The 19,471-nt window shown below is 66.0% G+C and carries 15 protein-coding genes; 7 read left to right on the top strand and 8 right to left on the bottom strand.

The window, feature by feature from the left end; genetic code table 11:
* Positions 1-347 precede the first annotated feature (347 nt).
* Both AADX97_RS24420 and AADX97_RS24415 read left to right on the top strand, forming a co-directional pair.
* Positions 348-584: a type II toxin-antitoxin system HicA family toxin gene (locus AADX97_RS24420; RefSeq protein ID WP_374232065.1), complete on the top strand. Its 237-nt coding sequence runs from the start codon at positions 348-350 to the stop codon at positions 582-584.
* Positions 585-586: 2 nt separating this feature from the next.
* Positions 587-937, top strand: a complete 351-nt coding sequence (locus tag AADX97_RS24415) for a type II toxin-antitoxin system HicB family antitoxin (protein ID WP_296699239.1) — start codon at positions 587-589, stop codon at positions 935-937.
* Positions 938-1,237: 300 nt separating this feature from the next.
* On the opposite strand, the gene AADX97_RS24410 is transcribed toward AADX97_RS24415, so the two are convergent.
* From AADX97_RS24410 to AADX97_RS24400, 3 genes are all read right to left on the bottom strand, one after another.
* Entirely contained in the window at positions 1,238-1,672 is a 435-nt protein-coding gene (locus AADX97_RS24410) for a recombinase (protein WP_374232066.1), read from the bottom strand.
* 74 nt (positions 1,673-1,746) lie between these two features.
* The gene (locus AADX97_RS24405) at positions 1,747-7,317 is read right to left on the bottom strand and encodes an MG2 domain-containing protein (RefSeq protein WP_374232067.1); all 5,571 of its coding nucleotides are present in this window, start codon (positions 7,315-7,317) and stop codon (positions 1,747-1,749) included.
* 79 nt (positions 7,318-7,396) lie between these two features.
* Complete coding sequence (locus AADX97_RS24400) at positions 7,397-8,023, bottom strand: transglycosylase SLT domain-containing protein (protein WP_374232261.1); 627 nt, start codon at positions 8,021-8,023, stop codon at positions 7,397-7,399.
* Between the two features lie 292 nt (positions 8,024-8,315).
* Here AADX97_RS24400 and AADX97_RS24395 point away from each other — a divergent pair, with 292 nt between their 5' ends.
* Positions 8,316-8,963 carry a hypothetical protein gene (locus AADX97_RS24395; RefSeq protein ID WP_374232068.1) on the top strand — a complete coding sequence of 216 codons (648 nt, stop codon included), beginning with the start codon at positions 8,316-8,318 and terminating at the stop codon, positions 8,961-8,963.
* Between the two features lie 365 nt (positions 8,964-9,328).
* On the opposite strand, the gene ald is transcribed toward AADX97_RS24395, so the two are convergent.
* On the bottom strand, positions 9,329-10,447 hold the full coding sequence (gene ald / locus AADX97_RS24390) for an alanine dehydrogenase (protein WP_374232262.1): 1,119 nt from the start codon (positions 10,445-10,447) through the stop codon (positions 9,329-9,331).
* Positions 10,448-10,856: 409 nt separating this feature from the next.
* Here ald and AADX97_RS24385 point away from each other — a divergent pair, with 409 nt between their 5' ends.
* From AADX97_RS24385 to AADX97_RS24375, 3 genes are all read left to right on the top strand, one after another.
* Positions 10,857-12,530, top strand: coding sequence for a hypothetical protein (locus tag AADX97_RS24385; RefSeq protein WP_374232069.1), 1,674 nt, complete (start codon positions 10,857-10,859; stop codon positions 12,528-12,530).
* Between the two features lie 108 nt (positions 12,531-12,638).
* Complete coding sequence (locus AADX97_RS24380; RefSeq protein ID WP_374232070.1) at positions 12,639-13,019, top strand: Uma2 family endonuclease; 381 nt, start codon at positions 12,639-12,641, stop codon at positions 13,017-13,019.
* The gene (locus AADX97_RS24375; protein WP_374232071.1) at positions 13,001-13,666 is read left to right on the top strand and encodes an NAD(P)/FAD-dependent oxidoreductase; all 666 of its coding nucleotides are present in this window, start codon (positions 13,001-13,003) and stop codon (positions 13,664-13,666) included. Before AADX97_RS24380 ends, AADX97_RS24375 begins: the two co-directional genes overlap by 19 nt.
* A gap of 450 nt (positions 13,667-14,116) precedes the next feature.
* Here the strand turns inward: AADX97_RS24375 and AADX97_RS24370 are convergent, their stop codons facing one another.
* The 4 genes from AADX97_RS24370 to AADX97_RS24355 all read right to left on the bottom strand — a co-directional run bounded on the left by AADX97_RS24370 (position 14,117) and on the right by AADX97_RS24355 (position 18,531).
* Positions 14,117-14,410, bottom strand: coding sequence for a hypothetical protein (locus AADX97_RS24370; protein ID WP_374238654.1), 294 nt, complete (start codon positions 14,408-14,410; stop codon positions 14,117-14,119).
* Complete coding sequence (locus AADX97_RS24365) at positions 14,410-15,195, bottom strand: tyrosine-type recombinase/integrase (protein WP_374232073.1); 786 nt, start codon at positions 15,193-15,195, stop codon at positions 14,410-14,412. The genes AADX97_RS24370 and AADX97_RS24365 overlap by 1 nt, the downstream gene beginning before the upstream one ends.
* Positions 15,196-15,459: 264 nt before the next feature.
* Complete coding sequence (locus AADX97_RS24360; protein WP_374232074.1) at positions 15,460-18,303, bottom strand: hypothetical protein; 2,844 nt, start codon at positions 18,301-18,303, stop codon at positions 15,460-15,462.
* Positions 18,304-18,531, bottom strand: a complete 228-nt coding sequence (locus AADX97_RS24355; protein WP_374232075.1) for a hypothetical protein — start codon at positions 18,529-18,531, stop codon at positions 18,304-18,306.
* Positions 18,532-18,947: 416 nt separating this feature from the next.
* Between AADX97_RS24355 and AADX97_RS24350 the strand changes: the two genes are divergently transcribed.
* Positions 18,948-19,471, top strand: a 524-nt coding sequence (locus AADX97_RS24350) for a hypothetical protein (protein ID WP_374239331.1), incomplete at its 3' end; no start/stop codon positions are given.

Raw genomic sequence — 19,471 nt, 5'->3', positions numbered from 1 at the left:
GGTCTTCGAAATCTTCGCGTTTGGCGCGACCTCGCCGGCCATCGGGGCGGGCGAAGAGGACGACTGCAAGTCGTCTATCCCGGGGACGCCGCTTCGCGGCGATCGGCGGGGTTGCGAATATCCCGACACGCCACGCGGGAGCATTGTAACGAAGTTCGCTTATCGTTCCTCGAACACTGGCCGAATCGCCGAATGGTCCGCTGTCGCATGGTCGCGTGGTCGCGTTCCGGGACGCGGAGCCAGAGCCCAAGGCGCACATACGCCTCGTGTGCTCTATGATCCCGGCGGGCGTTCAGCCGGGTTCAGCCCCTGGGTCGGAATGATGCTCCATGTAGTATCATGAGCGCATGAGCCGAGCGGACAAAACACTCGACAAGATGCGCGCCAACCCGCGGGATTGGCGGATCGACCAACTCAAGGCGGTCGCCGATGCGCATGGCGTGGAGTACCGTCAGCCTGGAACCAGTCATGTGACATTTCGTCACCCGAACGGCACCAAATTGACGGTTCCGGCCCACAAACCCATAGCACCTGAGTATGTGAAGCGCTTTGTCTGGTTCATCCAGCAAGGTACCGGAGACTGACCATGCATACCCCCATTCCCGATTACCCCTGCGAGATTTGCCCCCTTCCCGAGGGCGGATACCTCGTCACCTTTCCCGATCTGCCAGGCTGCATGGCCGACGGCGCCACCATACCGGAGGCGCTTGAGAGTGCCCGCGATGCCGTCACGAGCTGGATTCTGACCGCGCGCGAATTTGGCGACCCGGTGCCCGAGCCGGGCAAAGGCGGCGAATCAGGGCGGTTCGTGCAGCGCGTGCCCAAGTCGCTCCACCGCAAGTTGACTGCGCGCGCCAAGCAAGAGGGAGTCAGCCTAAATACCCTCGTGCTGGATTTCATCGCCGAGGGGATCGGACGACGCGAATCGCATCCCTGATCGAATGGCGCGTTCCTCGATACATCCAGCGCAAGATGCTCGGCGATCCCGTCTAAACCGCGTCCAGAGCGACATGCGTCGTTTTCATTGTTCGTTTAGATTCGGAGATATCCTTGATCCCAGTGAGACGCGGTTTAGAGTTTAAGATTTTTAATACTTTAAACCGCGCCGGCTCCGACAGTCGTCGGAGCCGGCGGGGCCAAGCCATCCACCAAATTACGCATACCGCACCGTGCGCGGTTTAGATTCAACCAGGCATTCCGGGTCGTTTTGGTCCCGCAAACTGTCGTTCCGTCGCGCTCACCAAGGATCGTCGATCCCGGCGTTGTTGTAGTCCCTCATGCTTTCCAACCAATCCGGCATCCCTTCCTTGACGATCTGCTTCAACTCGACCAGATCGTCCTTGCTGACCAAGCCTTTTTCATGCATGAAGGCGTAGAATTTTTTGAGGCTTGCTGCATTCTCCTTAATGCTGGCTTGGCTTGACCACATGGCCTTCCTGATAAACCAGTCGCCGAGAAACCAGCTGACATGGTCCACGCCGTCTCTGGCCTCGAGCGCGTCCTCGTAAAGCAGATAGTCGTTGCTATAGAAATCGATATTTGTACGATGCTTCTTGACGACCTTTTCGGACAGGCCGGACGCCTTGAGCCAAGCCACGAATTCCGTCAGCAGAATTGCGTTCTCGGCCCGGATCTTTTCGCACGCGTCTTCGTATGCTTGGTAATCGCTCATGTTAAGAGACTCCAGGGCTTGCGGGTCTAAATCAGCCATGGCGGACGTTTCCGCGCTGGTTTTCCCGGCAACGCTCAGCGCACCGGCAGCGCAACCTCCACCCGCCCCGTCTCCGTCCACGCCCGCCGTTGCGGGCGATACATGTCCTCGACCGTCGCGGCCGGGTGGCTGAAAACGCCCGGCGAGACGGCGCGCAGCCGGTAGGCGAGTTGGAAACGGGTCGGCTCGCTTGGGCCTCGGTCGACGGCGGCGACGAAGCGGTCGGCGCGGAATTCGAGATGCTCGGCGGTCTCCTCCAGGCCCAGCCAGGCGATGTCGGCGATGTCGCCGGCCTTGATCAGACTGGGGTTGTCGATCTCGAAGCCGGCGGGGAGCGGATCGTCGACGATGAGTCGGGCTTGGCGCTGCGCGTCTGCGCTGACGGTGATGACGGCGACCATGCGATCGCCTTGGGTGACGGCGGAGGGGTCGATGCGGCGGCCGTCCAGGTCGTAGTAGGCACGCTCGATCCGGTAGCCGTCGCCGCCAGCGGGCTCAGGTGACAGCGGAACGCCGCCGACGCTGACGAGCGCCTCCAGCGGGCGTTGGCCCGCGTTTCCGACGATCAGCGGCAGGGCGGCGGCGGTGTCGGCGCCGAGCCGGCTGAACCAGGGACCGCTCCAGGGCTCGCCCGAGAGCGTCAGTTGCGGCTTGTCGGCGCCCTGCATCAGGGCACGGGCGGCGAGCAGCAGCCAGGCGTCGTCCTGCGTGCTGGTGTCGTTCGCGTTGACCCATCCCTGTTCCAGACGTCGGGCGAGGGCCTGCAGGTCGACCGCGCCGGTCGCGCTTTCGGCGGCGAGGGTCAGGACGGCCGCGCCGTCGCGCAGGTCGGAGCCGAAGTCGGACCGCCAGGCGCCATCGTCGTCGCCCTCATCCAGCATCGCGACCGCGGCACGGAAGACCGTATCGGCACGCGGGCGGTCGCCCATGAGTGCCAGCGCCGCACCGAGCTGGGCCTTGGCCATGGGTGTGGAGAAGGCGTCGAGCTTGGTCTCGGCGTAGTAGCGCAGGTCGCCGATGGCGGCGCGACCGTTGCGGGCCAGGACATAGAGCGCGTAGGCGATGTCCTCGCCGCCGCTGCTGAAGTCCGGCACATAGGCGAGCCGGTTGCGTAGGTTGTCCAGCGTCATGTCGAACGCGCGATCCGGCACTTCGTAGCCTTGCTCGCGTGCACGGGTGAGGAAGTCCCCGACATAGGCGTCGAGCCAGCCGTCGTCGCCGCCCGCACCCCAGAGTCCGAAGCTCCCGTTCGACGCCTGATTGGCCAGCACCTCGCCGATCGCCTCGCGGACGCGCTCGCGGATCTCGGTGTCGGTCCCGAGACCGATGGCGGTTGCCACCTCGTTGAGATAGAGCATGGGCAGTGCGCGGCTGGTGAGCTGCTCGGTGCAGCCGTAGGGGTAGCGATCGAGCCCAGTGACCAGACCGGCGACGTCCAGCGGACCGGCGCCGGTGATTGAGACCGCGAGCGCCCCCGTGCCGGGGAGCATCTCGGACCAGGCCGAGGCGTCGAGGCGCAGCTCCCCGCCCGGGGCAAGATCCACGACCGCGTTGCGCGAGACCAAGGGGGCATTGGAGCGGACCGGGATCCGCAACGCCTTGGTCAAAGCCTGTGTGGAGCCCGGGCCGTCGGGCGTGCGCAGGACCAGGCTCAGAGTCTCGTCGCCCACGGAGACGGCATCGATGGGGATCTGCACGGCGGCGCGTCCGCCCTGGGCCAAGGTCAGCGTCCGCTCGGTCTGGTCGGCGGGAATGCGCACATGCCCGCCGTCGGTCGCCACCGTCAGGGTGACCTCGCCCGCCGGTCCGTCCACATGGGTCAGCTCGAGCAGCAGGCGCGAGCTGTCCTCGGGCGCGAGGAAGCGCGGCAGGCTCGCCATCATGACGACTGGATCGCGCACCAGCAGGTCTTCGACCGCGTGGCCGACGCCTTGTTTGGACCAGGCCATCGCCATGACCCGCAAGGTACCGTTGAAGTCCGGGATGTCGAAGGCGACGGTCGCCCGGCCTTGGGCGTCGAGACGCATGATCTCGGACTGGAAGGCGACCAGATCCTCGGTGGGCGGCGGTCCTTCGAGTCGGATCATGGCGCCGTCGCCGCCGGAGCGCACCGTGCCGGGCACGCCCTGCATGCGGTCGATGAGCTGGCCGTAGAGGTCGCGGACCTCCATCCCGAGACGGCGCTGACCGAAGTACCAACGGTCCGGCGCGGGCGATTGATAGCGCGTGAGGTTCAGGATCCCCAGGTCGACCGCCGCGAGGGTCACGTAGACCGGCTCGCCGGCCGGGGCATTGGCGACCTGGATCGGGATTTCGAGCCGTTGGCGCGGGCGGATCACCCCTGCGGCCGGATCGAGGCCGAACGTCATGTCGAGCCGTCGATCGCCCGGATCCACCCCGGCCCAGGTGAGCCCGATCGCGCGTCCGGGCATGCGCCGGGCATCCAGATCCATCGGCCGGTAGAGCGTGGCGGTGACATAGGCGCCCGGCCCCCAGGCACGGGTGACGGGCAGCTCGACCGTCGCACCGCCCTCGGGGACCTCGACCGTGCGCATCTCGATCAGCCGGTCGTCGATGACCATCACCAGGGCCACACCCGGGAAGCGCGGCTCGATGCGCGCCTTGAGCGTCTCGCCGATCCGATACTCGGCCTTGTCGAGCGAGACCTTGAGCAGATCCGGGGTGTCGACGGCGCGCGGTGCGGCATACCAGCCGGCCTCGAAGTCGAGATCCACCGGAAGGGCCGTCCCGTCCGGGCCTTCGACACGCAGACGATAGCCGCCCCACTCGACCCGCGCCTCGATCCGCGCGGCGCCGGTCACGGCGTCGATCTGGCCCGGCTCCAGGGTGCCGGAGGCGACGCGTTGGGTCGAGACGACCGGCTCGTAATTCCAGCTCCCGTCCGACTCGTACCATTGGAAATCGGTGGTCAGACGCGAGAGTGTCCAGCGCAACCCTTCGGGCAAGCGGCGCTGGTCGCCGGGGGTGTCGTCGGCATCGACCAGGATGATCTCGAAACCGGCGTTGCCCCCCTCCTCCACCGCGTCCTCGAACAGGGGCTTCACACCGATGCGGGGCGCGCGGGTTGCGATCGGTAGGGTCAGGCTGCGCTCGACCGGGCGTCCGCTGCCCTCGAGGAGACGCACGCGCAGATCGGCTTCGAGCGGTCGACTGGTGGGCGGCAGGTCGGGCAGTTGCAGTGCAATCTCGGCCTTGCCTTGGTCGTCGGTCCGGGTGGTGGCGATCGGCTGGCCGACCGGCTCGACCGGCTCGCTCGCCAGACCGAATCGGAACCCGGGAAACGCGGCGAGGCCCTGCGCGGGCTTGACCTGCACCTCGCCCTCGACGGCAACACCCGCGGCAGGTGCTCCGAAGAGGAAGCGGGCGTCCAGGGCGATCTCGGGCAGGTCGTCTGGATCCAGGGTCTTGACCGGGCTCTCCAGATCGAAGGCGAGGCGCTCGGGCTCGAAGTCCTCGACCAGAAAGGTGACCTCGGCCAAGGGCGGGGCCTTGGGGTCGCTGTAGGTCGCTGCACGCCAGGTGCCGCGCATGGCGGCGCGGCTCAGGTCCAGCGTCGCCCGATAGCCGCCGAGGCCCTGATCCTGCGTCAGGAGACGGCCGTGCTCTACGCCGTCCGGACGCTTGAAGGTAAAGGTGATCGGCAGATCCGAGACGGCATCGGCCTTGGCATCGCGCACCAAGGCGGTGAGCTGGACGGTCTCGCCGGGGCGATAGGCGCCGCGCTCGGTGACCAGATAGACATCGAGCGGCTGGGGGGCGGGCCGACCCGTCACGCCCCGGTCGCTCAGATCGAAGGGTGTCTGGGTGAGGTCGAGAAAACCATAGTCGCCGTCCGGACCCTCGGCGACCAGGATGACGGGGGCATTGCCGCCGGTGCCGCGCAGCAGGCCCGGCTCGAAGCGGGCATGACCCTCGGCATCGGTGGTCGCCTCGCCCAGGATGTCGTCGTTGAGCGCAACCAGACGCAGCTTCACGCCGGCGACCGCATCGGCACTCGAGAGCGAGCGCACCAAGGCATGCAGGCCATCGTTGCCCGAGAAGCTCGCAAGTCCGAGATCCGAGACCAGGAACCACTGGGTCGCGAGCGCTTCGGGCTCCTGCATGGCGTTGTGTGCGCTGGCGGTCATGGCGTAAACGCCGGGCCGCAGGTCATCGACCAGCTCGCCGACCGGTACCGAGGTGGTGACCTCGCGATTGAGCCGGGTGTCGGCCGGGGGTTTGACCTCGATGTGGCCGCTCCAGATCGCCTCGCCGGAGCGATCGGCGATCTGATTCGCGTCCCAGGTGGAGAGCTGCTGACGGAACCGCCCACTCGCGACCGCGGAACCCAGGGCCCGGTCGCCGATGCGATAGACCGCCGCGTCGATCCGATCCGTGTTCACCGAGACGACCGGGATCGCCGGATCGCCACCTGCAGGCAGGACATAGGCACGCCCCAGGAAGCGGACCATGGGCGCGCGGTCGCGCACGAAGATGTCCAGATCCGACGCCTTGGCCAGCGTCTCCCCGTCCGCCGCCGGGAGTCCGGCGCGGACCTGGATGCGGTAGCGCGCGCCGTGCTCGACCCCGTCGATGCAGATCTGGCGGGCCTCGACCTCGATCGGAAGATCGGTGCGGTCGGTCACCCGCACGAAATCGGCGAGCTGGCCCCGGTCGCGGGCCAGCGGGTCGCTGAATTGGAGACAGATGCGCGGGTTTGCGGCGTCCGAGTCGACCTCGTGTCCGGTGACCCGGAAACCGTGCTCGCCGACCAGACGGTCGTACTCGGCGCGGACGGAGGCGACTTCGACCAGCGCGAGCGAGGCGCGCAAGGCGCGGATCGCAGGGCGCCAGTCGTCGCGCTCGGCGAGTGTCCGCGAAAGAACTGCCAGGGCATCGGCGCGCTCGGCGACCGCTGCGGAGCGCCAATAGGCGTTGACGGCCGCTGCGGTCGCGTCCCGCTTGAAGGTTTGCCGCGCCTGCCAGTCGGATGGCGAGGCGGCCATCGCCGTGCGGGCGAGATCGAGCCAGAGGCTGCGGTCGTCGGGGGACAATCGAAGGGCTGCGGCGTAGAGGTCCGCCGCCCGGACCGGATCGCTTGCCGCGAGGCGCCTAGCCTCGGCCGCCAAAGACGCGGCCGGCTGATCGCGGGGGGGAGCCTCGGCGATGCGCGCCGACAGCTTGCGGGCGGCATCCAGCTCGCCGCGCGGGAGAAACCGCAGATCCGCGCTGCGAGTCGCGGCGAGATCGGGCGGCGAAACGGTCGCCTGACCGATCCGAACGCGACCGGAGACGGCATCCGGGAAAGGACGCGCGTCGGAGGCGGAGGCCTTGAGGAAACACCAGCCCGCCTTGCTGTTGAAGGTGAAGGCGTGGCACCGGGCGTCATCGAGACAGGCGTCGCGACAGGCTTCGAGATCGACCCCTTTTAGCGTCTCGTAGTCCCCGCCGAAATAGTCCATGCCGGGCGTCAAGAGGATGCTGCGCCCGCCCCCCGCGGCCGCTTCGCTGGGCGTCGGCCACCCGATCGACAAGGACGCAGCGAACAGACCCGCCAATAGACCCGCCAATAGACCCGCAGGCAAGCGAAGCGAGGAACCGAGCATGACGACACTCCTGTGGTCACCGACACCGGTGGGTCCGGACAACTCTAGTGCGCGTTCCGCCCGAGGTAAAGAGAGCGGATCAGCGACGGCAGGCGCGCAGCTGTGCTCCGTAGGTCTTCGCTTGCTGATCGACCCGGCGAGCGACACGCACCAGCCAATCCTTCTTTCGATAGGTCCCGCGTTGGAAGCCGCGATGACCCTCGTGATAAGCGAGATACTGACGGTAGCCATCCCCTTTCGAGATGCCGAGCGTGCGGTGGGTGACGTCCGTGTACCAACCGACGAAGTCGACGGCATGGTCGAAGTTGGTCCGCGCGGCGCGCCGATTGCCCGTCTGCTCGCGATACCAGTCCCAGGTCCCGTCGATCGCTTGGGAATAACCATAGGCGCTGGAGACGCGCCCGGGCGGCCGGGCGTCGTGCCGGAAGCTCGACTCGGCCTGAATGATGGCCAACTGGACCGCAACCGGGGTCCCCCATTTGCGCTCGGCCTTCTTCGTCGCCTTGTACCAGCTCGGGCGCTCGTTGAAAATGGCGCAGGCGTCGAGCGGTTTGGACGGCGGAGACGGCGCCGAGGCACAACCTCCGAGGAGCGGAAGCACGAGGCCAAAGAGGCCGAGAAGGCTCAATCGCGCATGCTGCGACGCGGGCCATTCACCGACGCGAGCCGAGGTCGTCGGCAGGGCCGGCAGGACCTTGAGGGCCATCGGACGGCCCGACATGGCTGGGTTCGGTCGTGGTCTCTCGGTGCGAGCGCCCCGATTGTCTCGCCGACTCATCCTCCTGCACCGACCCCGCCAACCGCGCTCGATCCAACCGACCCCGGCACTTGGAGAAAGCCGAAATCGTCCGGCGCAGTCGAAAATTCTTGCTGAAAATCCCTTAACACTCATCGAAAGTAAGGGTTAATATCCGGTTGCTTGAACCATTCGACGGACCTCCTCACCGGGGGATGCGTCGACCACTCGCCCACTGACCGACCCGAAAGGAGGGTTCTCCATGTTCAAATCAAAAGACGCTGCCTCGACGGAGACAGCGAAGAAAGCCAAAAGTACCGACCAGGGCTCGCTGATGATGGCCCTCTTGCCGTCGGTGATCCTCTATGTCGCCGCCGTCGTTCTCATCGCACTCACCCGCAACGATGCGACCGGAACCATACCCTACTGGGAGACCTTCGTCCCGGTCGTCGCCTTCATCTCTTTGCTCTCGGGCTTTGGACAGGCCTATATCCGCGATCAGTCTTACCTCGTCTACACCTTGAAGCAGGTCCTGCACTGGGGGATCGTGATCGGTCTGCTGTGGCTGCTGCACACGCACGGCGTGCGCGCCGCACTCGACGATCAGAAATACCTGCTGGTGCTGCTCTACCTGCTCGGCCTCGCGACCCTGCTCGCCGGCCTGCACATGGATTGGAAATTCGTCTTCTTCGGTGCCTTCCTGGCCTTCTGCACCTACATCCTGGCCGCGCCGGAGAATGTCGCCATCCTCGCCCCGATCGGGGAGGCCTTCGGGATCGCCAACGCGCAAGACAAACCGATGGCCATGATGGTCGGCACAGCCGTGGCCGCCTTCCTAGCCAGCAGCCTGGTCCTCATCGGGATGCGCGGCGCCATCCTGTCCAAGCGCGTCAGTACGGCGAGGGCCTAAGGAGATCGTATAAGGGTACGCTCGCGTCGGGCGTCCGACGCGGCGTCCCAGTCCGGAGATCCTGCCCGACGCCCCATCGGACCATGGTCCAACCGGGACAAGCGCTACGGAGGATCTGCGCGCCGGGTCGGGAAACGCGTCGCTGCACGACAATACGACAATACTCGGGGCGCCACGGGTCCGCAAGCCGCGGGCATCGCCCGCTCGGAACCCCCGGCACACCCCGCATCTCGGCGTGAGAAGCGCCGTTTAGTTGATTTCCGGGAAAGGAACGACCGGTGTGTAGGTTCCAATTCATTCGCAACTACAGCCCCTTCGGGTCTTGCGGGCATATGCAGTCGGGATGCCTATTCCCGGGAAGCACCTTAGGATCTCAGCACCTCGGAGGGCGGCACGAAGCCATAACCAAGCGCCTCGGCCACCGCCGCATGCGTGACCTTCCCGTCGCACACATTGAGCCCATCGCGAAGATGCGGATCGTCCCTCAGGGCAGTACGCCATCCCTTGTCGGCCAATGCCAGCACGCAGGGGAGCGTCGCGTTGTTCAAGGCGTAGGTGGATGTCAGGGGCACCGCGCCGGGGATGTTCGCAACACAGTAGTGAAGAATCCCGTCCACCACAAAGGTCGGCCGATCATGTGTCGTCGGACGCGAGGTCTCGAAGCAGCCGCCCTGATCGATCGCGACATCCACCAGCACGGCCCCGCGACGCATCTCGCCGAGCATCGCGCGCGAGACCAGATGCGGCGCAGTCGCGCCCGGAACCAGGACCGCACCGATGACCACATCCGCGTCGCGCAGCCCTTGATCTAAGGTCGCCCGATTGGAATGGATCACCCGTGCGCGCGACTCGAAATGTGCCGCCAACCGATCCAGAACCGCCGGGTTGCGATCCAGAATGGTCACGTCTGCCTGCAAGCCCACCGCCATCTGCGCCGCATTGAAGCCGACGACACCGCCGCCCAAGATCAGCACCCGACCGGGTGCCACTCCCGGCACACCCCCGAGCAGCACACCCCGACCGCCATGAGCGACTTCGAGGGCCGTCGCTCCGGCCTGAATCGCCAGACGTCCCGCGACCTGGCTCATCGGCCGCAAGAGCGGCAGACCGCCCAGCGCGTCGGTGACCGTCTCGTAGGCGATGCAAACCGCCCCGGAGGCGACCAGATCGCGCGTCTGCTCGGGATCCGGAGCGAGATGCAGATAGGAGAACAGGACCTGCCCCGGCCGCAGCCATGCCCGCTCCTGCGGCTGGGGCTCTTTGACTTTGACCAACAGCTCCGCCCGCCCGAAGACCTCCTCGCCCGTCGCGCAGACCTGCGCACCCGCGGCCCGGTAAGTCTCATCGCTCGCACCAATGCCGTCACCCGCGGCAGTCTCGACCAGCACCAGATGGCCCCGATGGACCGCCTCGGCCACCGCTTCCGGCGTGAGACCGACGCGGTGCTCATGGGATTTGATCTCGCGCGTGACCCCGATCAGCATGCTCATGCTCCTGCGCTTTCCTCGTGGCGATCCGGCTTGTGCAATCCCCGAACAGCGTCGTTATTTCGACGGATGCGCGGCCCCTGTACCGCAATCTGAGTATGGCCTCGAAATCCCGTTCCGACTAAAGGGCTCGGCCTCGACGCATGGCCTCGTTCAATGAGTCGGCCACCCGGAGCCTCAGGGACTCGTGACAATCGCGTCGCGCTGTTACGCATATCCTCGGCGCTCTGGGGCACGGGCCACGACGGCCGAAGTTACAATCAGAGTCCGGCGCGCGCGACGGCACGGGGCCGACACGCCACCATGACGCCGATACGCGGCGGGTCGGGACATCGCGGCCGACCGCTCGCCTCCGCGAGGGTGATGGCGTAACCTTCGACCCTTTGTCGATCGTGAGAACACAAACGTGACCGCCATTCGCAGCCGGCATACCGGACGACGGGATCAACGCGGATTCATCGCCGCAATCGGCCAGTGGCTCGACCGCAATATACTGGAGATGGGGCGCGAGATGCGGCTCTCCTATCTGCCCCCCTTGATGATCTATGTGGCCTACGGCATTCAGGGCCTGACCGCCATCGTCGGCACCTTCTTCGTCAAGGACTATCTCGGGCTGCCCGCATCCTTCCTGGCGGCACTCGCCTTTTGGGCAGGGATCCCCTGGGTGCTCAAGATGCCCCTGGGGCACTTGGTCGATCTCATCTGGCGCCATAAGGCCGGCCTGGTCTATCTCGGCGCGTCCATGCTGACCGGGAGCCTGTTGATCATGCTCGGCCTGCTGGCGGAGCGCGAGGCGATGGCCGCGGTGATGCCGGTGGAAGCCTGGTATGTCTTCGGCGCGCTGCTCGCACCGACGGGCTATGTGATTCAGGACGTGGTCGCGGATGCCATGACGGTCGAGGCGGTCCCGCGGGTCGACGCCGACGGCCAGCCGATCGACGGTGCTCGGCTCAAGCTGATGCACACCACGATGCAGACCCTCGGGCGGATCGCCATCATCGGCGGCGGAGTGATCGTATCGGTCGCCAATATCTCGCTCTTCGCCGCGGTCGAGACGATGACGGAGGCCGACAAGGTCGCGACCTATATCCTCATCTACCAGATGGCGCTGGCCATCCCGGTGATCTCGGTGCTCGGCGTCGCCCTAGCGAGCCTCATCAAACGCCGTGACCTGCGTCGCCTCGTCGCCAAGGGCCTGGATGAAACCGACGCCAGACAGCGCCTGGAACGACCCGCCCAGATCACCACGCCGAATTGGTGGATCCTCGGGGGCAGCCTGGCCTTCGTCGTCTTTACGCTGGGGATGGGCCTCACGGACGTGCCCTACAACCAAGAGATCATCTTCATCGGCTCCATGGCGATCGTGCTCTTTCTCATGTCGCGCTTGATGCGGGTCCTGGACGCCGAGGCACGGCTCTATCTCCTGGGCACGGCCATCATCATCTTCGTTTTCCGCGCCATGCCCGGACCGGGCGCCGGCGAGACCTGGTGGATGATCGACGAGCTGGCCTTCGACCAGCAGTTTCTGTCCGTGCTCTCGCTGATCGGCAGTACCCTGGCCCTGGCGGGGCTCTTCATCTTCCGACGCTTCATGGCCGAGCACTCCATCGCCCATGTGGTCGTCTTCCTGACCCTGCTTTCGAGCCTCTTCTACCTGCCGATCGTCGGCATGTATTTCGGGCTGCACCACTGGACGGCCGCGGTGACCGGCGGCATCGTCGATGCCCGCTTCATCACCATCGTCGACACCGCCATGGAATCCCCCCTGGGACAGGTCGCGATGGTGCCCATGCTGGCCTGGATCGCCAACTCGGCGCCGGATGACCTGAAGGCCACCTTCTTCGCCGTCATGGCCTCCTTCAGCAATCTGGCCCTCTCGGCCGGTCAATTGGGAACCAAATATCTCAACGAGATCTTCCTCGTGACCCGCGAGGTCAAGGACCCCGTCAGCGGCGTGGTGAGCGTGCCGGCGGATTACAGCCAGTTGGGGGACTTGATGATCGCCGCCCTGGTGATCGGCTTCGTTCTCCCGCTGGTCGCGGTAGCGCTCGTGAAGGTGACCCGGCTGCGCAGCGCCTGAGGCGTTGATAGACCGAAAGACACCGGGCTCGCCTTGCGCGGGTCCCGCGAGGCGACTAGGTTCCGGATCGAGAACACCGTTGGCTACGCAAGAATGTGAGGTTCCGACATGATCACGAGCGCAACCGCACCCCGCCGGGCATCGTCGCTTGCTCGTGTCTTTCGGGTCTCGGTGACGGACTACCATCGCATGGGCGACACCGGCATCCTCGGACCGGACCTGCGCACCGAATTGATCGACGGGGAGATTGTCGAGATGCCGCCGATCGGACATCCACACGCCGGGACCGTGAATTTTCTGGCGAACTTGCTCAAAGATGCCGTGGGTCCACACGCCGTCCTTGCGGTTCTGAATCCGGTGTGGCTAAACGATCACAGCGAGCCGCTGCCCGACATCGCCTTGCTGCGCCCGCGCCCGGACTATTATCGCAACGGACACCCGGGGCCGAAGGGACAGGACGGCCGCACATCGTGGGCACGCCCGGCATGACCGGCCTGGCGAAACATCTTGGCCCGGGCCTGGATATTCGCCAAGGTATCCAAGTGACGGCAGTGCGCAAAGCGAGTCGCGGCTGGACGCTGACCCTGCCCGGCGAGGTGCAGGTCTTCGACAGCGTTGTCGTCACCGTGCCCGCGCCGCAACTGGCCGACCTCCTCGGAACCGAGCATCCGATGTCCCGAGAGGTCGCCGCGGTGCGCCTCGACCCCTGCGTGACCTTGATGGCCGCCTTCGACCCGGATGCCCCGCGACCCTTCATCACCCGCGCCGATCCCGACGACCCGCTGGCCTGGATCGCGCAGGACAGCAGCAAACCGGGGCGATCCGCGTCGGTCTGCTGGGTCGCACAAGCGGGCACGACTTGGAGCGCCGCGCATCTGGAGCTGGCCCCCGACGCACTCGTCGCGCTCATGCTGAGCGACCGCCTCGGCAGGGACACGAGTGCCGTTCGATACGCCGCCGCCCATCGCTGGCTCTACGCCCGCGTCTGCGTGCCGCTTGGCCGCCCCTTCACCCGCGACGCCTCCGGAACGCTCTACGCCGGCGGCGACTGGTGCCTCGGCCCGCGGGTCGAGGCCGCGTGGTCCAGCGGCGATGCCATCGCTTGGGACATCCTCGACTCCTCCACCCCCGAATAACCGTTTGGGCATCCGACGGCGAGAGTCGCACAACTCCGCCGGTACGGACCCCGAGGGTCCCAAGGCGACGCCTCGCTCGGCGAAACGGCATCTCCCGAGACGGTGCGCACGGGAATGGCTTGAGGCCCCCCGCATACGCTCGTGAAACGCGGGCGGCACAGCATGTGCCGCGGATCCGTCAATGGAGAGGAGGGCCGCGCGGTTAAACCTAAGAAGAGCAGGTCCAATCCAGGACTGCGGGACGTGGTCATTCGGCCAGAAGCGGCCCCTCGTCCTTGGAGTCTCGGTGACGGCATCACGCAGCTTGCCGTTGGTCGAGTCGCCGGGGTCGGTGACGGCTGGCCCCCCTCTCCGGTCACTAAACTTCGGTGGCGATCGGGAAGAACTCGGCCAGGAGCCGTCTCCCATCAACCGGAAGCGGGTGACTCTTCGATCCTGTTATGTGAAGCTTCACATAACAGGATCTATGTGAAAGTTTAAATTAATTGAAGAACGAGAACCGGCTCTGGCGTGGGTTTGGCCTAGAGCCGACAAGAGCTTCACATAATTTAGAGCGCCTCGAGGAACTAACGCAGCTCGTCCGGCGGCCGGTATCGTGCGGGCAGGTTGGCCGGTTCCTGGAGTCGCGCGAGGGCCTGCTCTTTCATTGGCCAGGTTGGCTTCGACGTACTGGTGCGTGGTCGCTGTGGATTCATATCCCAGCCACAGGGCGATGACATTGAACGCGACACCGGATTGGAGCATCACCATCGCGGTGGTATGTCGAAGCGCATGGGCACTGTGCCCGGTGAGCCCGCGCGGGCATAGGCTTGCCGGATCGCCTTGGCGACGCCATGGGGGCCGAGCGGCCGACCCTGCGGCGCGATGCACCGCACGAAGACCGCTCGAGAGGACGTCTGCGTGCGTTCGAGGCGCAAATAGTCGGCGATGGCTTGGCCGGTGGTCGGCGGCAACGGCAGGCTATCGGCCCGCCCACCTTTGGTCCGGCGTAGCGTGAGCGTGCCGTCACGCCAAGCGATGTCGTCGAACGACAGGGCCGCAATCTCTCCGCGCCGTAAGCCCAGATGCAGTGCGCAACGCACGATGGCCGCGTCGCGACGCGCGGATAGGCCATCTTCTCCGAGCGAGGCGACCAAGCGTGCGACTTCCTCATCGCTCAACGCCTTCGGCAGCGCTGCCTGCCGCCAGTTGGGCGGCGAGACCAACACCCCCATCAGCCCCTGCACCGGCTCTCCGCGGGTGACGCAAAAGCGCAAATAGCTGCGCAAGGTCGAGATCAGGGTCGCGGAACTGTGTGGCTTTGTGTACGAGGTTTGCTGCCGTGCCAAGAACCGTCGTAGCTGCTCGGGCAGGATCGCCGAGAGATCGATGCGCCACGTTCCGAATCGCTCCACCAGCAAACAGCGAACGATGCGGAGCTGATGTCTGCGTGTGGAGGCAGCAAGACCGCGAACCTGCTCCAGATGCGTCTCGAAGCGCCTCAACTCCTCCTCGACCGGCGTCGTTGCCGGCGCGCTCTCGCGGATCACACCGTCGGCGCGCAGAACAGCAACTGGTGCTTCGCCGGCCGGGGTCCGCAGTCGAGTGAGCAGCGGACACTCGCCTGGGCCATGAACTTCGTAAACCGTCCCCGGAATTCGCGTCCCCGGAAATCTGGCTGGTCGTCAGCCCTTCGGGCTACACCGGCAAGACCGGGCTGATGCTTTGCTGCCCGATGACGACGCAGATCAAGGGTTATCTGTTCGATGTCTTGAACGCTGGTGATCGTCCCGGGACTGCCTTGGCCGACCAAGTCAAGAATCTCGATTGGGTGGCCCGTACCGAGGAGGGCCGATATCTGCTGCACGAAGGCGCAACACAAACGGCGGGTGTCCACCGCAGCAAGGAATGAACCGGGGATCGGGATTTGCTTCGATGAACGAAACATCATCCAGAAAGAGGTTCGGGGGTGCCTTTGGATCTCTGTCGGGTGGTGGTGTCACAACCGGCTCAACCTTACGGGGCGGTCCCGCTGCGCCCGCCGGCCGATCGGGAAGGGGACCGGCCTCGCCTTCGGTGTGGTCCGATGGCTCCCCGGTCGACACCGCGCTACGGAATGGGAGTACGGTTATGCCGGGCCGGTAGACATTGTACTTGGCGTGCGCATCACCGATGTCGAAATGCTTACGGTCGCCGTCCCACTCCAGTGCCCCGACCAGGTTGTGCCAACGCACCAGGAGCATGGCCTCGCGGCCAGACGCATCGGACTGTCCTTTGGCGTGAACCCCGATCTGCGCGGCATTGACCATGGCGTCCTCGATCACGGCCCTGTCCCCGTCGATGGCTAACCGGATGTGTCCCCCAAGGTTCTCGGCCGTCAAGATGTTGTCGATCCACCCGTGCTTCCCTCGCGCGTTGTCCAGCAGCGCGACGAAAGGTCGGGTGTCTTTGATCGTGATCCCGGCGGTCATGTCCAGGTCCATCGGCTTCTGCCACGACACCTCGGTGTCCTCCAGTTGCAATTGCGCGTGCCACGCCGACGCACCCGCAGACGCGGTTCGACCCGTGACGCGAAAGGCGTCCAGCGCAATCGCAGAGCCGGTGATATCGAAGCGCATGTCCAACGCCGAGCCGTCGCGGATCAACAGGTCGATTCGCAGATCGCCCGACAATTCGGTTTCGTCCAGTGCGATATGGACGTCATCGGCGACCAAGAGGAGCGCGCCAATCGCGGTGTCGGGACCGAGCTTCAGATCTCCAACCAGACTCGCCTCGCCCGAGACCAATGAGAAGGGCACATGCGCCGGTAGGTAGGCGTTGTAGCTGCTCATGTCTCGGACCCGCGCCGAATGGAGCTTCAGCGCCACGTCCGCCGCGCCGGAATCCTCGGCGAGGGGATCGGTGACCAGGACCTCGGCATCCAATCGCACCTCCCCGATGCTCGGCTCGGCCTCGCCGCGGCGATGCAGGACCGCGTCCGTCAGGGCGACATTCAGCCGAAGCCGCGGCCTCTTGCCGCCTTCCTCGATCTTCAAAGAGGCTTGCCCCCGGCCGTCGATCCGATGCTCGAGGAGCCCGAATGCCAGTTCCTCCGACGGCATGGTCAGGGTCGTCCCTTGCGCCGGCCAGCCATCGACGAGCCGGATCTCCGCATCGATCTTGCCGGCGCCGCTCAAACCGAGGTTCAGCGGACGGTTCAGGAGTTGCGCGATCCAGTCGAGCTGCGAGACGGTCAGGGTTGCCGACAGGTGTCCGCTGGCCGTGGCAAGCAGCGCGCCGAAGCTCCGCTCGGCCAGGGCCTTTGCCACGACGGGGACCTTGTGCGCACCGGGTTGTGCGGCCTGCACCGGCAGGGTCAGGGCGGCCTCGTTCAGTGTGACCTCCGCCTTCCAGGGCTGCGCGTGCCTGGACCCGGACGCGGAAGGCTCGACGGCGGCGACCTCGGTATCGTCGATGTGCAGCGATGTCCCCGAGAGATCGAGGATCGTCCCGTCGGGGCCGCCCAGGGTCGCGCGCAGTTGCAGCCGAAGGTCCGTCGTCGCGTGCCGATTCCGGGAGCGTACCTCGGCCCGGTCGGAGTCCACATCCAGCTCCAGCGTCAGCAGGTCGGGGTCAACCTGCATTCGGCCTTTCACCGTGCCTTTCCCGCCAACGATGCGCAGATCCCACTTCTCGGGGAGCAACCGGCTGTAGACGGCGAGGTCGGGCGCCTCCATCGCCGGGATCGTCAAGGTCAGGCCGAGGTCGGTTCCCTGCTCCCCATCGCGCGTCTCGGCATGCAGAAGGGCCTCGAGCCCGTGACCGGAAAATAAGGGCAGAGCCCGCGCGTTTCCGCTATCGGTCGCTCCGCTCGGCTGCCCGGCCATCAGGGCCGCCTGCACCGCGTCGAAGCGCACCGAAAGATCCGCCTGGTCCGTATCCTTTGGATCGACCAGCAGCTCGACGATGCCGTCGCCGGTGAAGACATATCGCGAGAACGTCATTCTCAGCTCGTGGGCTTCGACGGTGAGCTCGCTGCCTCCGAGCAGCCGGCCACGGGAGTAGTTGACACGGCCGCGCAGGCGGCCCTTTCCGCTCAGGTCGATTCCGCCCAAATCGCCGATCAACACGGCGAGGAAGCGCAAGTCCTGCACAGGCAGGTCGATTTGCGCATCAAACTCGGGGACGGTCAGGGCCGCGATTCCGGTGGCCTCGGAGATCACGAAGGGCGGTATCTCGATCCTGCCTCTGATGGATGCCTGGTCGGTCACGTGTGGTACGTCGGCGATCTGCAGCGACTCGAGCATCAGGTCCAACGCCCCGCCCGCGAGACTCACCCGTCCGGCTCGGGTATCCAAACTGAAGCTCCCGCGGACCTCGCCGGGTAGCGTGCCGCGAAGATGGGAGACCCAGAACGTATGTCGGCCGCGGACATGGATGTCGTCGATCCGCAGTGCAACCGTTCCGGAGTCCTGCTCCGGCTCCGGCTCCGCGAGGGCCGCGGGGTCGCGATGGCGGATGACGGGAAAGTAGGAGCTGATCGCGGCTTGGTCCTGCTCGGAGGTCGGCCGCGGGCGCAAACGCAGGTCGATGTCGACGAGATCCAGATCATGCACGCGGATCTCGCCGTTCAGGAGCGGCAGCAGGGAGATCGAGGCCGCTGCCTGCACTGCCTCCACCTACCACTGCTCGGTCGCCGTCTGCCCGTCGGCAGCGACGCCACGCAGCTCCACGCGCAACGGATACCAGCTCCAGGCCTGCGCCCAGCCGACGGCGAAGCGGTCGGGCTGTATGGCGTTCAGGTAGTTCTGGGTTGCGGGCAGACCGAGCGCGAGATTCACGAGAATCAGGTACAAGCCTGCCGGGACGAGGAGGATGGCTGAAAGTCCGGAGATGAGTCGTTTCATGGTCGCATCGCGATTGATTGCAGGACTGCGGACTCGGAATACCGGCGGAGCCGAGGCGGCCACGCCGTCAGCGATGGCCGCACCGACCGCCAACTTTTGCGGTGTGCTCATGCCCTACCGATAGGCCAAGGCTCATGGTGTTGCCGCAGCGGACGACGCTGCAATTTCCGACGTCGATCCGTCGACGATTAGGTAGACATGGCATGCCGACATGATGAGCGCCGCTGTCAGGGAATTCCCGACGGATTAGTCCCCATGTTTCCGGACGCGGGCCGTCTCTACAATCTCCGAGTCAAGTGCGCCGGCAACCGATTTCGCCGATGGGCTCGCCGGCGGTCCGGATGACCGGCAAATCACCGGACTCGCGCGCGGCGACACCCTGGCTTCAGGATTCACCCTAAACCGAGGCAACCGACATGCAACCAAGTCGTCCTATCCAGACAGCCGCAACGGTGCTGCTGACCCTGGCACTCGCCACGCCCGGCGCCGCTTTCGCGTACGGTACGGATGATGCCATCCGAGACTGCGAGAGCCGGATCCGCAGCGAATACGGCATCAGCGACCTGCGCGACGCCACGGCCGTCCAGTTGAGCGACAGCGAGAAGCACTTCACGGTCGAAGGTAAGGCCAAGGTCGACGGCAAGAAACACCACTGGACCTGCGAGGTCAAGAATCGTCACGTGACCCGGGCCGAGTACGACGGCCCCAAGCCCGAGGGGATGAGCACCGCCGCGAAGCTGGCGGTCGGGGCCGCCGCCGCGGTGGCCGCCGGGGTCGCGATCGGCGAGGCGAACAAGCACGGCGGCGAGAGCCACTCCGGCTCGGGGGGCTCCGGGGCCGCCGGGCTCCAGGACCTGGTGGGCGCGCGGGCGAGCAGCGGCGAGGCAGAGCTCGAAAGCCGCGGCTACAGCTACGCCAAAGGCGAGAAAGGCGGTGGCAG

Origin of the sequence: Thiocapsa sp. C2-2m (genome assembly GCF_041903745.1) — a bacterium.
Taxonomy (GTDB): domain Bacteria; phylum Pseudomonadota; class Gammaproteobacteria; order Chromatiales; family Chromatiaceae; genus Thiocapsa; species Thiocapsa roseilacustris.
This window is presented reverse-complemented; position numbering and strand designations above follow the sequence as displayed.